This window comes from Ilumatobacter sp., from assembly GCF_965215205.1.
Taxonomy (GTDB): Bacteria; Actinomycetota; Acidimicrobiia; order Acidimicrobiales; family Ilumatobacteraceae; genus Ilumatobacter_A.
Window position 1 is genome coordinate 987,260 of the sequence record NZ_OZ244049.1, and the last position, 14,115, is coordinate 1,001,374.

At 71.3% G+C, this 14,115-nt stretch carries 13 protein-coding genes; 10 read left to right on the forward strand and 3 right to left on the reverse strand.

All coding sequences use genetic code 11. The annotated features are described in order from the left end of the window. Nucleotides 1-3 precede the first annotated feature (3 nt). A complete protein-coding gene (locus ACOOHC_RS04680; RefSeq protein ID WP_420452851.1) occupies nt 4-465 on the forward strand; it encodes an MgtC/SapB family protein in 462 nt (153 codons plus the stop codon). Between the two features lie 129 nt (nt 466-594). Here ACOOHC_RS04680 and ACOOHC_RS04685 read toward each other — a convergent pair whose 3' ends face one another. The 3 genes from ACOOHC_RS04685 to ACOOHC_RS04695 all read right to left on the reverse strand — a co-directional run bounded on the left by ACOOHC_RS04685 (nt 595) and on the right by ACOOHC_RS04695 (nt 2,298). Beyond that, on the reverse strand, nt 595-822 hold the full coding sequence (locus ACOOHC_RS04685) for a hypothetical protein (RefSeq protein ID WP_420452852.1): 228 nt from the start codon (nt 820-822) through the stop codon (nt 595-597). Nucleotides 823-838: 16 nt separating this feature from the next. Further along, a complete protein-coding gene (locus ACOOHC_RS04690; RefSeq protein WP_420452853.1) occupies nt 839-1,438 on the reverse strand; it encodes a hypothetical protein in 600 nt (199 codons plus the stop codon). Between the two features lie 74 nt (nt 1,439-1,512). Next, nucleotides 1,513-2,298 (reverse strand): succinate dehydrogenase cytochrome b subunit, encoded by a 786-nt coding sequence (locus tag ACOOHC_RS04695; RefSeq protein ID WP_420452854.1) that lies wholly within the window; start codon nt 2,296-2,298, stop codon nt 1,513-1,515. A 269-nt stretch (nt 2,299-2,567) separates the two neighbouring features. Between ACOOHC_RS04695 and ACOOHC_RS04700 the strand changes: the two genes are divergently transcribed. From ACOOHC_RS04700 to ACOOHC_RS04740, 9 genes are all read left to right on the forward strand, one after another. After that, a complete protein-coding gene (locus ACOOHC_RS04700) occupies nt 2,568-3,866 on the forward strand; it encodes an APC family permease (RefSeq protein ID WP_420452855.1) in 1,299 nt (432 codons plus the stop codon). A gap of 143 nt (nt 3,867-4,009) precedes the next feature. Beyond that, the gene (locus ACOOHC_RS04705) at nt 4,010-4,390 is read left to right on the forward strand and encodes a limonene-1,2-epoxide hydrolase family protein (protein ID WP_420452856.1); all 381 of its coding nucleotides are present in this window, start codon (nt 4,010-4,012) and stop codon (nt 4,388-4,390) included. A gap of 134 nt (nt 4,391-4,524) precedes the next feature. Further along, the gene (locus ACOOHC_RS04710) at nt 4,525-5,784 is read left to right on the forward strand and encodes a thiamine pyrophosphate-dependent dehydrogenase E1 component subunit alpha (RefSeq protein WP_420452857.1); all 1,260 of its coding nucleotides are present in this window, start codon (nt 4,525-4,527) and stop codon (nt 5,782-5,784) included. Further along, on the forward strand, nt 5,781-6,794 hold the full coding sequence (locus tag ACOOHC_RS04715; protein ID WP_420452858.1) for an alpha-ketoacid dehydrogenase subunit beta: 1,014 nt from the start codon (nt 5,781-5,783) through the stop codon (nt 6,792-6,794). The genes ACOOHC_RS04710 and ACOOHC_RS04715 overlap by 4 nt, the downstream gene beginning before the upstream one ends. Before the next feature lie 88 nt (nt 6,795-6,882). After that, complete coding sequence (locus ACOOHC_RS04720) at nt 6,883-8,298, forward strand: dihydrolipoamide acetyltransferase family protein (protein ID WP_420452859.1); 1,416 nt, start codon at nt 6,883-6,885, stop codon at nt 8,296-8,298. 137 nt (nt 8,299-8,435) lie between these two features. Next, nucleotides 8,436-9,470, forward strand: coding sequence for a YihY/virulence factor BrkB family protein (locus tag ACOOHC_RS04725; RefSeq protein WP_420452860.1), 1,035 nt, complete (start codon nt 8,436-8,438; stop codon nt 9,468-9,470). Between the two features lie 68 nt (nt 9,471-9,538). Continuing rightward, nucleotides 9,539-10,801, forward strand: coding sequence for a diguanylate cyclase (locus tag ACOOHC_RS04730; RefSeq protein WP_420452861.1), 1,263 nt, complete (start codon nt 9,539-9,541; stop codon nt 10,799-10,801). Nucleotides 10,802-11,108: 307 nt separating this feature from the next. Beyond that, a complete protein-coding gene (locus tag ACOOHC_RS04735; protein ID WP_420452862.1) occupies nt 11,109-12,683 on the forward strand; it encodes a hypothetical protein in 1,575 nt (524 codons plus the stop codon). Between the two features lie 79 nt (nt 12,684-12,762). Further along, on the forward strand, nt 12,763-13,986 hold the full coding sequence (locus ACOOHC_RS04740) for an aspartate aminotransferase family protein (protein ID WP_420452863.1): 1,224 nt from the start codon (nt 12,763-12,765) through the stop codon (nt 13,984-13,986). Nucleotides 13,987-14,115: the final 129 nt, after the last annotated feature.

Genomic DNA, 14,115 nt, shown 5'->3' on the forward strand with positions numbered 1-14,115 from the left:
CCGGTGGACGTGGACGTGTGGCAGATCGGCATCCGGCTCGTGCTCGCATGTCTGCTGGGTGGGCTGATCGGCGTCGAACGCGACCTCTCCGGTCACGAGGCGGGGCTCCGCACGCACATGCTGCTGGCGCTCGGATCCGCTCTGTTCGCGCTGCTGTGGGTCGCGGCGTTCGTCCCGTTCGTCGAATCGGGTGGTTCCGCCGTCCAGGTCGATCCCAGCCGCATCGCCTCCTACGTCGCTGCCGGGGTCGGGTTCCTCGGCGCAGGAGCGATCGTGAAGGAGCGAGGCGACGTGACAGGTCTCACGACAGCGGCGTCGTTGTGGGTCGCGGCCGCGGTCGGCGTCGCGTGCGGGCTCGGGATGTGGGCGGCTGCGCTGATCGCCGTGGCGCTGGCGATCGCGTCGTTGGCCGTTCTGCACCCCGTGTCTCGTGCGATCGATCACCTCGCACGACGTCGCCGCTGACGCTGCGGCTCGTGACCATCCCCCACGGCGGTTCGGGCGCGTCCCGCCGTCCTTCGGTTTCCGATCGGGACCCGGCCATCGGCGACCATCGGTCCGGCGGCGACCATCGGTCCGGGTGGGAGGTGCAGCTCAGGTGGTGCTCGGTGGGCGGTGATCGCCGCCGAGCGCGTCGGGGTCCTGGGGTTCGAGGTCGGGTCCGGCAGGTCGATCGGCCTTGCCGTACAGCTCCTCCGATGTCGTGGTGGCCGGGCGATCGCTGTGGCCGGACACGTCTTCCGCGTCGTTGTTCGTCAGCAGGAACCAGGCGATGAGCGCGACGACCGCGGCGATCGCGATGACGATGATGGTCGTGGGCACGGGGGATCCGTTCGCGTCAGCGGACGGGGTTGAGCCGGTCGAGGGTGCCGGAGACGACCCGCGACACGCGTTGCTGCTCGCCCTGGACCGCTCCGAGGACGATGATCGACCCGGTGAGCGCGGGGATGACCCATTGCAGCACGTTCTGCTGGCGCAGCGCGGACGCGACGTCGTCGGGAGTCGTCTCGGTGGGAGTGGTCCCGTCGCGCATCGGGACGACACCGGCGCCGTGGATCCGCTTGCCGAGGATCCCGGCGTACGCCGACGCACCCAGCGCCGCGGCGGTCACGACGGTCTTGGCCGTCGACGACGCTCCCACGCCCCGCTGCGACATCAGGCGCCCCTTGTTCGCCACGACCAGGCCGGTCGCTCCGACGAGGTGCATCGCGATCAGCCCGGCGTTGACGGGGTTCCACCGTTCCCACACCCCGTTCGTGACGCGCCCGACATCGTCGAACGACGTCACGTCGCTCCCGGATCGGTCGGCGCTCTCGGTCGCCGAGGCCACGTCACCGGCTGCCCGGTTGGTGGCGACGGCTGCCATGAGGACGCTGCCGAACCAGCCGGCGGCGCCGAGGTCGTGCATCGAACGGAGGATCGTGTTGTCGCTGGCCATCGTCGAGCTGCTTTCGTGAGGGGACCGTCGAGTACCCGTCTCGCGAGGTGCCATTCCCGTCGGAGCCGGAAGTCTCAGGTGGTGGAGTCCTCGATGGGTTCGGTGACGGCGGACGGGTCGTACTCGACCACACCTGCCAGGACCGCGATCGGGAACGACACGTTGCCGCACGTGACCGCCGCCGCCACGACCACCGCGAGGTTGCGCCGCCAGCGGTTGAAGTGCGGGTTGTTCCACCCCATCGACTGGAACAGCGACCAGGTCCCGTGGAACAGGTGCAGTCCGAGCGCCAGGTTGGCCACGATGTACAGCGCGGCGACGGGCCACCGTGACAACGACCGGTCGATGTTGTAGTACGCGCCGCCGGGGACGTGCCCGGGGGTGACGACGCCCCACGTGAGGTCGGCGAGGTGCCACACGATGAACAGGCCCACGATGATGCCCGACCAGCGCATCGTTCGGCTCGCGAAGCTCGCGACCTGGTAGTCGCGGGAGCTGAGGTACTTCACGGAGCGTGCGTTCCGGTTCATCCGGCTCAGACCCCACGCCGCGTGGATGTGCAGCGCGACCGCCGCGACGAGGACGGCACGCAGACCCCACAGGGCGAACCCCGCGGGCAGGATCGGGACGAGGATCGCTCGGAGGAACTCGCCGTAGACGTCGATGTCGTAGACGCGCTCGTCACCCTCGGTGATCGGACCCAGGTACATCTTGAGGTTCCCGATCATGTGGGCGATCACGAACCCGATCCCGATCATCCCGGTGACCGCCATCACGTACTTCTTCCCCACTCCCGTCGCGTAGATGTCGCGCGGGATGGAGCGGCGACGGGGCAGCGCACGTGCAGCGGTCGCGGTCACCGGACCTCGTCGCGACGGGGTCACCTCCATGTCGTTCCCCTCATCGGGACTCCTTCCGTGTCGGTGCGGTGCCGCCCGCACCGGTCCGTACCCGTCGTCGCCTGATCGCATCCGCTGCATCGGGTCGAATGAGCGCCGAGCGCGAATCGGCCTCGACGGGGCCGGGTAGCTCTTCGCCGCGACGCCCCCGGCGCGACGGACCGCGTGACGGTCGGTGTCGCCGTCGACCGGGATCTCGAGTCGAACGGGATCCTCGAACCGGAGGGAACGTGAGCGACGAGCAGCACTCGAAGATCACACTGAGCGGTGCGGTGTCCATGGGCACCGGCGTGATGATCGGGGCGGGCGTGTTCGCGCTCATGGGTCAGGTGGCCGGCACCGCCGGACGCTGGTTCCCGCTCGCGTTCCTCGCCGCTGCGGGGGTGGCGGCGATCACGTCCTACTCGTACGTGAAGCTGTCGAGCACCTACCCGTCGGCGGGTGGCATCGGCACGTTCCTGAACGAGGCGTACGGGGTCGGGCCGATCGCCGCGACGTTCACGATGGCGATGTGGGCCTCGATGATCCTCAACGAGAGCCTCGTCGCTCGGACGTTCGGCACCTACTTCACCAAGCTGATCGGCGTCGACACCGACACGGTCCTCGTGGTCGCGCTCGGCGTCGCGCTCCTGGTCGGGTCGTTCGCGATCAACGCGGCCGGGAGCAGGGCGGTCAACGCGGTCGAGAAGGTGATGGCCGTGGTCAAGATCGGCGGCCTGGCCGTGTTCGCCGGTGCGTGCCTGTGGGTCGCCGACTTCCCGGCGACCGGATCCGGCGCCGTCGACCCTCCCACGATCGACTCGCTCATCGCCGCGGTCGGGATCGGGCTGCTCGCCTACAAGGGGTTCACCACGATCACCAACACCGGCGGCGAGATCGAGGATCCGGACCGCGACGTCGGACGGGCGATCATCATCTCGATCGCGACCGTCACCGTGGTCTACATGTCGGTCGCGCTCGCCGTGCGCGGCAACCTCGGACTGGGCGAGATCACCGACGCTCGGGACTACGCGCTGGCCCGAGCCGCCCGACCCGTGTTCGGCTCCGTCGGGTTCAGACTCGTCGCCGCGCTCGCGGTGATCGCGACGGTGACCAGCGTGATGGCGTCGATGTACTCGACGTCGCGGATGCTCGGGATGATGAGCGACATGGACGAGGTCCCCGAGGTCACCCTCGGTCGGCGGATCCCGTTCGCCACCCCGCCGCTCGTCGTCACGACCGCCGTCGCGATCGCGCTGACGGTCGCGTTCGACCTCACCCGCATCGCCGCGCTCGGCGCGTTCGCCTACCTCGCGCTGGACGCGGTCATCCACTACGGCCACCTCCGGCACCTGCGACACGAGACCGGCGCCCACGCCGCGCCCCTCGTCGCGGCGATCGTCGTCGACGTCGTCGTGTTCGCCGGCTTCTTCGTCTACCGGATCCGCACCGACGTGGTCGTGATCGCGTCGTTCGCTGCCTTCGCGGTGCTCGTCGGCGGTGGCGAGACCCTCTACATGCGCCGCTTCGGCGACGCCACCCGAACGTGAACGACGACGCGACGACACGACGACGCGACGACACGACGACGCGACGCGCCCGACGGGAGAGCCGAACCTCGATCTGAACGCCGTCGACGCGCTCGAGCTGCGCGATCGCCGGGACGGGGTCGCCGAACGGCTACCGTTCGGCGATGACCCCGCTGGAGACGGTCGACGAGTTCATGCGCCGGTTCTGCGCGATGGACCTCGACGGCGCGTGCGAGCTCGTGAGCGACGACGTCGAGTACGACAACGTGCCGATGGGCAAGAACTTCGGACCCGATGGGATCAAGGCGTTCGCCGAGGGCATGATCGGCCGGTTCGACTCGGTGGAGTTCATCGTCCACCGGGAAGCGGCGACGGGGAACGTCGTGCTCAACGAGCGGACCGATCGCTTCGTGCGCGGCGACCGCACCTTCGACGTGCTGGTCGCCGGCGTGTTCGAGGTGGACGACGGCGGCCTCATCACCCTGTGGCGGGACTACTTCGACATGGGCGGGGTCGAGGAGATGATGGCCGCCCTCGCGGGCTGATCCGCTGCGCGACCGCTCCCTCCCTCGTCCGACGTCTCGTCGGCTCCACGTTCGACGACGTCGACACGTCGTGGGCGCGGCGGTCGAGTCGGGCTTGACAGGAGAACGTCCCGGATTACGGTCGTGTTCCACCGATGAGCACCGACTCGACACCCCCCGACGACCCGGCAACGGGCTCCGGCCTGCGGTTGCGGATCCCGGCGCCGGCTCGCGGTCACGAGGAACCCGATCGAGTGCCGTTCATCAGCGCGGCCGGCGAGATGCGCAAGCCCGCGCTCGACGAGAACGTGGAGCGGATCGCGCTGATGCGCAAGCAGCTCGTGCGGGTCATCGACGACGACGGGCAGGCGGTCGGCGAGTGGGTGCCCGACCTCGGCGTCGGCGAGCGCGTCGAGGGGCTCCGGAACATGATGCTCGTCCGCAGCTACGACGCCCGCCTGCTCCGCTCCCATCGGCAGGGCAAGATCTCGTTCTACATGCAGTCGCTCGGCGAGGAGGCCATCGCGTGCGGGCAGCAGCACGCGCTCGAGCCCGGTGACATGCACTTCCCGACCTACCGTCAGCAGGGACTGCTGATCTCGTCGGGCTACCCGCTGGTCACGATGATCGACCAGGTCCTGTCGAACGAGCGCGACCCGCTGCGTGGCCGCCAGCTCCCGGTCATGTACTCTTCGAAGGACCACGGCTTCTTCTCGATCTCGGGCAACCTCGCGACCCAGTACATCCAGGCCGTCGGGTGGGCCATGGCCTCCGCGCTGCGCGGCGGCACCGAGATCGCCTCGGCGTGGATCGGCGAGGGAGCCACGGCCGAGTCCGACTTCCACGCCGCGCTCGTGTTCGCGTCCACCTACCAGGCGCCCGTCATCTTGAACATCGTCAACAACCAGTGGGCGATCTCCACCCCCGAGGACTTCGCACGCGGAGCGTCGGCCACCTTCGCCGACCGTGGCTACGGGTTCAGCATCCCGGCGATCCGCGTCGACGGCAACGACTACCTGGCGGTGCACGCCGCCTCGTCCTGGGCCGCCGAGCGGGCACGCAGCAACCTCGGCCCGACGTTGATCGAGTGGATCACGCTGCGGCGCGGCGCCCACTCGACGTCCGACGACCCGTCCGTCTACCGCCCCGACCACGAAGCCGAGTCGTTCCCGCTCGGCGACCCGATCGACCGGCTGCGGGGGCACCTCGTGGCGATCGGGGAGTGGGACGACGACCGGCAGTCCGAGCTGCAGGCCGAGGTCGACGGCCAGGTCGAGGCGGCGTTCACCGAGGCCGACTCCCACGGCGCGATGAAGGACGGCGACACCCCCGACCCGCGCTCGATGTTCGACGACGTGTTCCACGAGATGCCGCGCCACCTGCGTGAGCAGCGCGACCAGGTGGAGCCGACGTGACGGCGATGACGATGATCGAGGCGATCCGCGACGCCCACGTGGTCGCGATGGAGGCCGACGAACGGGTCGTCGTGTTCGGTGAGGACGTCGGCTACTTCGGCGGCGTGTTCCGCTGCACCCACGGTCTGCAGGAGCGCTTCGGGGCGCACCGGTGCTTCGACACCCCGATCAGCGAGGCCGGCATCGTCGGCGCGGCGATCGGGATGGCGGCGTACGGCATGCGACCGTGCGTCGAGATCCAGTTCGCCGACTACATGTACCCGGCCTACGACCAGATCGTCTCCGAGGCCGCACGCCTGCGGCACCGCTCGGCCGGCGACTTCACCGCGCCGCTCGTCGTGCGCATGCCGACCGGCGGCGGCATCTTCGGCGGCCAGACCCACTCGCAGAGCCCCGAGGCGCTGTTCACCCACGTCTCCGGACTGAAGACCGTGGTCGTGTCGAACCCCTACGACGCGAAGGGCCTGCTCATCGCGGCGATCGAAGACGAGGACCCGGTCGTCTTCCTGGAACCGAAGCGCGTGTACAACGGACCCTTCGACGGTCGCCACGACCGTGCGATCGTGCCGTGGTCGAAGCACCCGCTCGGTGACGTGCCCGAGGGCCACTACACCGTCGATCTCGGCACCGCCCGCGTCCACCGGGAGGGGGCGGAGGTCACCGTGATCACCTACGGCACCCTGGTGCACGTCGCGCAGACCGCAGCGCAGGAGCAGGGCATCGACGCGGAGATCCTGGACATGCGCACGCTCGTCCCGCTCGACGTCGACGCGATCGTCGAGTCGGTCACCAAGACCGGCCGGTGCCTCGTCCTCCACGAGGCCACCGTGACCTCGGGCTTCGGCGCGGAGCTGAGCGCGACCGTGCAGGAGCGCTGCTTCTACCACCTGGAGGCACCGATCGTCCGGGTGTGCGGCTGGGACACCCCGTACCCGCACGCGCTCGAGTGGTCGTACTTCCCGGGGCCCGACCGCGTCGGTCGGGCGATGCGCGACGTGGTGTCGGCGTGATCGGCCGTCGCGCTCGCCGCCCACGTCGGCCGCGGGGGGTCGCTCGTCCGCTCGCCTCCGCTCGTGCGCCGGCCGACGGGGCGCTCGGATGAGCTCGTTCACGATGAAGCTCCCCGACGTCGGGGAAGGGGTCGCGGAAGCAGAGATCGTCGAGTGGCTGGTGGCCATCGGTGACGAGGTGACCCCCGACTCCGCTCTGGTCGAGGTCCTCACCGACAAGTCGACCGTCGAGATCTCGCCACCGGTCTCGGGCGTCGTCGTCGCGCTGCACGGCGCGCCAGGCGACGTCCTCGCCGTCGGGAGCGAACTGGTCGAGATCGACACCGGTGGAGGTCCGGACTCCGACGTCGACCCGGGGGACGTGGTCGTCGATCCGCCGGTCGCCGTCGCCGACCGGCCGGGCGGAGGGACCGGCGAGCAGGATCCGGGCGCCGGCCGACGGGGCACCGACGCACCCGCCGCGGCGTCGGCGGCCACCTCCGCTCCCGACGACGCCGCCGACCCGGCCGCGACGGACCCCAACACCCCCGATGGAGCCGACCCGCCCCCGGCCCCCGATCGATCCGCGACACCGTCCTCGCCCACCCCGGTCGACAGCGGTGCCGAGGAGCCGGACGACGGGCCGGACCGAGCGCTCGCCGCGCCCGCCGTGCGCCGGCGGGCCCGGGAGCTCGACATCGACCTCGCGACCATCGAGGGGACGGGCCCCGACGGCCGGGTCGTCCACGACGACCTCGACCGCGTCCTCGTCGGCACGGGCGCGACGGCCCCGTCGACCGATGCCGGGCGCGTCGAGCACGTCCGCGGGGTCCGCCGGCGGATCGCCGACCGCATGACGGCGGCGTGGACGACGATCCCGCACATCACCTACGTCGAGGCGGTCGACGTCACCGAGCTCGAGCGCCTCCGGCGGGAGCTCGGCTCCGAGGACGGGGAGCACCTGTCGATCCTGGCGTTCCTCGGTCGAGCGATCGTGCTCGCCTGTCGCGAGCAGCCGGCGCTGAACGCCCACTACGACCACGAGGCGTCGGAGCTCACCGTCTTCGACGACGTCCGCCTCGGCATCGCCACCCAGACCGACAGCGGGCTGATGGTGCCCGTCGTCCGAGACGCCGAGACGAGGCACGTCCGCGACCTCGCCGCGGAGATCGCGCACGTCACGACGGCCGCCCGCGACGGGTCCGCGAGCCGCCGCCAGCTGTCGGGGTCGACGATCACCATCACCTCGCTCGGTGCGCTCGGCGGGATCGCCACCACCCCGATCCTCAACCCTCCCGAGGTGGCGATCATCGGCGTCAACAAGATCGAGGTCCGGCCGACCTGGGTCGAGGGCGCAGCCGTCCCCCGTCGGATGATGAACCTCTCGTCCAGCTTCGATCACCGCATGGTCGACGGGTGGGACGCCGCAACGTTCGTCCAGCGCATCCGACGGCTGCTCGAGGTGCCGGCGCTGCTGTTCGTGGAGAGCGAGCAGGATCGGAGCGGCTCGACGCGGCATCCGTGACGGTCGTCGGTGCTCCGGGTGCGGCCGGGCCGGCTCGTCCCGTTCGCTCGTCGCGACGTGGACCCGGTCGAGCCCGGCGAGGCGGAGCTGGTGCCCCGGACGAATCGTTCGCTCGTGCATCGGGTACGACTCGGACCGTGCCCAACGACGACGACGTGGACCGCATCCGACCCCAGGGGGCTGCCCCTCGACGGGGATCGGGCGAGAGCGGCGGATCCGGCAGCGGCCGCGCCGACGACGGTGGGGATCGGGGCCGTCGCGCCGACGAGCCGAACGAGATCCCCGCCTCCGGGTGGAAGGACATCGCGCTGCGCGTCAAGGACGAGATGAAGACGGACCACGTCACCCTGTCGGCGTCGGGGGTCGCGTTCCACCTGTTCCTCGCACTCGCTCCCGGGCTCGCCGCCGCCGTGTCGATCTACGGTCTCGTCGCCGACCCGGCGAACGTGACCTCGCTGGCGGACCGGCTCGGGTCGAGCGTGCCCGAAGCGCTCTCGACGCTCATCGAGGACCAGCTCGGGGCGGTGGTGTCCTCGGACTCCGGGGCGCTCGGGGTCGGTGCCGCCATCGGCATCCTGCTCGCGGTGTGGTCGGCGTCGTCGGGGATGACCAACATGATCGAGGCGATCAACATCGCGTACGACGAGGACCCCGACGACCGTCCGTTCTGGAAGAAGCGCGGGATCGCGCTCGGCTTCACCGTCTTGTTCATCGTGTTCGTCGCCTTGATCGGGACCCTCCTCGGCCTGGCGGCAGCGATGTCGGGGGCCCTCGCGATCGTCCTCGGCGTCGGAGCGGCCGTCCTCAGCGGTGTGCTGTTCGCCGTCCTGCTCAGCGTCTTCTACCGCTACGGACCCGACCGGGACGACCCCGAGTGGTCGTGGGCCTCCGTGGGCGCGGTCATCGCGGTCGTGCTGTGGTTGATCGCGTCGGCCGCCTTCTCCTTCTACGTCGCGAACTTCGGCAGCTACAACGAGACCTACGGCGCGCTCGGCGCGATCGTGGTGGTGCTGTTGTGGCTGTTCATCTCCGCTCTGGTCGTCATGGTCGGTGCCGAGATCAACGCCGAGATGGAGCACCAGACGACCTCCGACACGACGAAGGGGCCCGAGCAGCCGATCGGTGACCGTGACGCGACGGTGGCCGACACCGTCGGCGACACCGCGTCCTGAGCGCCGCGCGACGGGCGCCTCGGTCGATCCCCGCTCCAGATCGCGCCGGGATCGACCGATGAAGGACCGTGGCGGCGATCTCGACACCGCGTGCGCAGGTCGGGTACGTCGCGCCCGTCCACCTCGATCGCGACGGGAGCGCGTTCATCGTCGCCGTCAGCGGCGACATCACGGGGATGCTCGGGTGGGCTCCCGACGATCTGATCGGACGGCCCTCGACGGAGTTCCTCCACCCAGCGGACCAGCCGAGCGCGGTCCAGGCGTGGATGCAGATGATCGAACGGCCGGGGGAACCCGTTCGCTGGCGCGGGCGCTACCGGCACCGCGACGGGGAGTGGGTCTGGGTGGAGGCGATCAACACGAACCTCCTCGCGGACCCGGAGAACCCCTGCGTCCGGTCCACGATGCGCGCGGTGGAGCGCGGCGACCTGAGCGTCGAGGAGCGGCTCCGCGCACGTGAGCAGTTGCTGACCCGCCTGGCGGACGCGCTCCCGGTGGGCATCGTCCACTTCGACCCCACCGGCGAGGTCGTGGCGACCAACGGCCGACTCGAGGCGATCCTCGGCCGCGGTGGATGCTCGACGCTGGACGACGTGTTCGCACCCGTCTCCGAGACGGATCGGGTGGTCCTGACCGACGCTCTGCGGACCACGATCACGGACCAGCACGGCACGGACGGACTCGAGATCGGCCTCCGTCGCACCGAGGACGCCGTGGTGTGCTCGATCAGCACCCGTGCTCTCACCGATGCGGGCGGGGCGGTGACCGGGGCGATCGCGACCGTGGAGGACGTCACCGAGCGGGTCCGGCTGCGCGAGCAGCTGCACCGACGTGCGACGACCGACGCCCTGACCAGCTGCCTGAACCGCCGGGCGATCCTCGACGAGCTGGGAGTGATGATCGCCCGGATCGGGCGCGAATCGACCGGGGTGGCGGTCGTGTTCGTCGACCTCGACGGGTTCAAGGCGGTCAACGACACGCACGGTCACGCCGTCGGGGACCTGCTGCTCGTCCACGTCGCCGACCTCCTCCGTGCGACGGTGCGCGACGGCGACCGGGTCGGTCGCGTCGGCGGTGACGAGTTCCTCGTCGCCTGTCCCGGCATCGCCCGCCTCGACCGAGCGCACGACCTCGCGGCGCGCATCGACGCCGCGCTCGACGCGGAGGTCGACCTCGGCGCTCCGCACGGGCCCATCTCGGTTGGTGCGAGCGTGGGCGTCGGCCACTCCGCCGTGGTGGTCGAGGCCGCCGAGCTCGTCGCCAGGGCCGACCACGAGATGTACCGGGTGAAGGACGAGCGCCGGCCCGGTGCCGGGGTGCGGCGGAGCTGAGCGGAGCGAACGGGCTCGAACGCACCGGGCGGTCGTCGCGATCCCGACGCGGCGCGGTGCTACGGTCCGCTGCGTGACGTGCTCGCTCGCGAGATCGGTCGCGGCGACGGGGACGCGGGAGCTCTGACCGGGATCGATGGCGGGCACCGTCCCCACCTCCGGCGCCGTGGCCCGTACGGGCCCGAGGTCCCTCGGCCGATCGGGTCCCGGCCCCTCACCCGGCAGCGCCTCGCGACCAGGTGACGTCGCGCGCACGCCGATCGCTGCGCGCCCGGCCACTCTCGTCGCCGCCTACCTGGTGGCGGCGGTGGTCGCGTGGCCCTTCGTCGTGACCGACCGCCCGGGGACCGATGCCGTCTCGTACATCTCGATCGCTGAGAGCTGGGCGGAGGGCCGCTGGGGCGATGCCCTCAACGCGTACTGGTCACCGCTGCTGTCGTGGCTGCTGGTCCCGGCCGCGTGGATCGGCGCGCCGATGTTCCCCGCCGCGCTCGCCGTGTCGGTGGCCATCGGGGCGTTCGTGATGTGGCAGCTGCGTGCGCTCGCCGAGGCGGTCGGGGTCGGACCGTCGATCTCGGCGTCGCTGGCCCTCGCGGCCATCCCGTTCGTCCTGCACGCCGCGTACGGCCTGCTGTCCCCGGACCTGCTCGTCGCAGCTCTGCTCCTCGGTTACCTGACCGAGCTGGCGCGCGTCGACGGAGACGGCATCGAGGCGCCTGCGGCGAACCCCCGTCGCGGGTGGAGGATCGGGGCCTGGGCCTCGCTCGCGTTCCTCGCGAAGTTCTTCGCTCTCCCCTTCGTCGTCGCCCATCTCGTCGTGTGGTCGATCGCACGGCGAGCGCGCAGGCGCCCGGAGGATGCCGGGCTCGGCGTCGCCGGACGGACCGCGGCGGTGGTCGGCGTCGTCGTGCTCGCCTGGTCCGTCCCGTTGTCGATCAGCTACGGCGCCCCGACCGTGTCGACGACCGTGACGTACCACCTGGCGGTCGCGGATCCGGCGTCGCCCGGCAACGCCTTCTGGTGGGCGGGCCTGCTGGAGCCCCCGAACCCGTCGGCGGTGTCGGCGTGGGAGGAGCCGTCGCGCTTCCCGTACCGGTACTCGTCGGTGGAGGTCGGGGCGGGCGACGGGGTCCCGTTCGACGGGGAGCTGCCCGCCCCGGCGGGCGAGGTGACGCCTTCGGGCTCGAGCGTCGATCGCGTGATGTCACCGGACACGCGTGCGGACCGCCTGGTTCGGAACGCACGGCGGGCCGCCGGGAGCGTGACCTCGATCGTCGGGGCCGCGATCGTCGGATCGGTCGCGGCGCTGGCCGTGATCGTGACCGCCCGCCGTCGGGCGAGCCGGCCGATCGAGCACGTGGTCACGGCAGCGATGGTGTACACCGGTGGCGTCATCGTCTCGTTCGTCGAGCGGAGGTACCTGTTCTTCGTCCTGCTGCTCGCGGTGGTCCTGGCGGGGTGGGCCCTGGAGCGTGCCCGCGCCCGGGGTGGCCGGCGCCGGCTCGTCGCGTGGTCCACGGCGATCGTCGCGATCACCACGGTGCCCGGTTCGGTCCTCGCGCTGACCAGGGTGGCCGAGCGCGCGGAGCACGCGTCGTCGATCGGGGTCGAGGACGCCCGCTACGTGACGCCGGGCGACCGGGTGGCGTCGACCGGCGTTCGACTCGAGCGGTTCGCGGGGACGTGCTCGCGGGTCGGGTGCGCGTACCTCGGCGCGCCGCTCGCATCGGACGACCCGGCGGCCGTGCTCGCGGAGCTCGAGGAGGCCGGGATCGACGTGGTGTTCGTCCTCGAGGACCCGATCGAGCTTCCGCCGCCCGCTCGTCGGGCGACCGGGGCGCCACCGGGGGTGCTGGCCGTCTACCGGATCGGGGAGGGGTGACCGGCCGGGCGTGGATCGAGGCGCCGATGTCGGTGTGGGGGCTGGCGCGCCGCCCCCGCCGATGGGAGGATCGCGACGCATGGGCGCCTTCTTGCACTCCTTCGCACCGCCGTCGAAGGGCGAGTCCGACTTCATCGAGATCGTCTCGGCCAGCGGCAGCACGCTGACGGTGCGCGACGGGTCGACCTACCTCGATGCGATGGCGGGGCTGTGGTACTGCCAGGTCGGCTTCGGGCGCGCCGACCTGGTCGACGCGATCACCGCGCAGCTGCGCGATCTGGCGGTGTACCACACCTTCGATCCGTTCACGAACGCCGTCGCCGCCGAGGCGGCCGAGCTGATCGCGTCGCGGTCGCCGCACCCCGACGGCCGGGTCTTCCTGGCGTGCTCGGGGTCCGAAGCGGTCGACACCGCGCTCAAGCTGTCCCGCCTCGTCCAGCGACGGAGGGGGCGGCCCGACAAGCAGATCGTGGTGAGGCGCAGCCACGGGTACCACGGCACGAACTTCGGAGGGACGTCGGCCCAGGGGATCGCCGCCAACCGGGAGGGGTGGGGTGACCTTCTCGACCACTTCGTCGAGGTGCCCCACGACGACCTCGAGGCGCTCGCCGCCGTGTTCGCCGAGCACGGGGACCGGATCGCGGCGGTCATCACCGAGCCGGTCCAGGGCGCCGGCGGGGTGCACCCGCCGACGGAGGGGTACCTCGAGGCGCTGCGCCGGTCGTGCGACCGACATGGCAGCCTCCTCGTGTTCGACGAGGTGATCTGCGGCTTCGGGCGCACCGGTGAGTGGTTCGGGGCGCAGACGTTCGGGGTGCGGCCCGATCTAATGTGCTTCGCGAAGGGGGTCACCTCGGGGTACCAGCCGCTGAGCGGCGTCATCGTCTCGTCCGACGTCGGCGCCGAGCTCGCGGACCCCGCCGGCGAGGTGCTCAGGACCGGGTACACCTACTCCGGTCACCCCGCGGCGTGCGCCGCGGCGATCGCGAACATCGGGATCATCGAGGCCGAGGGGTTGCGCGAGCGGGCGGTGGCCATCGGCGAGCGGCTCGAATCCGGGTTCGAGGCGCTTCGCCGCGACGGTGCGATCCGGGGGTCGCGTGGCGTGGGTGCGATCCGGGCGGTCGAGCTCTTCGAGGACAGCGCACCCGCGCGTGCCGCGCTGCTGGATCGCGGCGTCGTGACCCGTCCGGTCGGGACCGCGCTCGCGTTCTGCCCGCCGCTGGTGATGACGGACGACGAGCTCGACCGGATCCTCGACACGCTGTCGGAGGTCCTCGCCGAGCGCCCCGGACGATCCTGACCGACGTCCCGCGCCGACGCGGCGCCGACCGGTCGTCCACCCGACCCACGAGCCTGAGCAGGGTTCGACGTGCATCGGTGTCCGCCGGCTCACGTACGATCACCTGATCGGGGGATCTTTCGCCCTCGA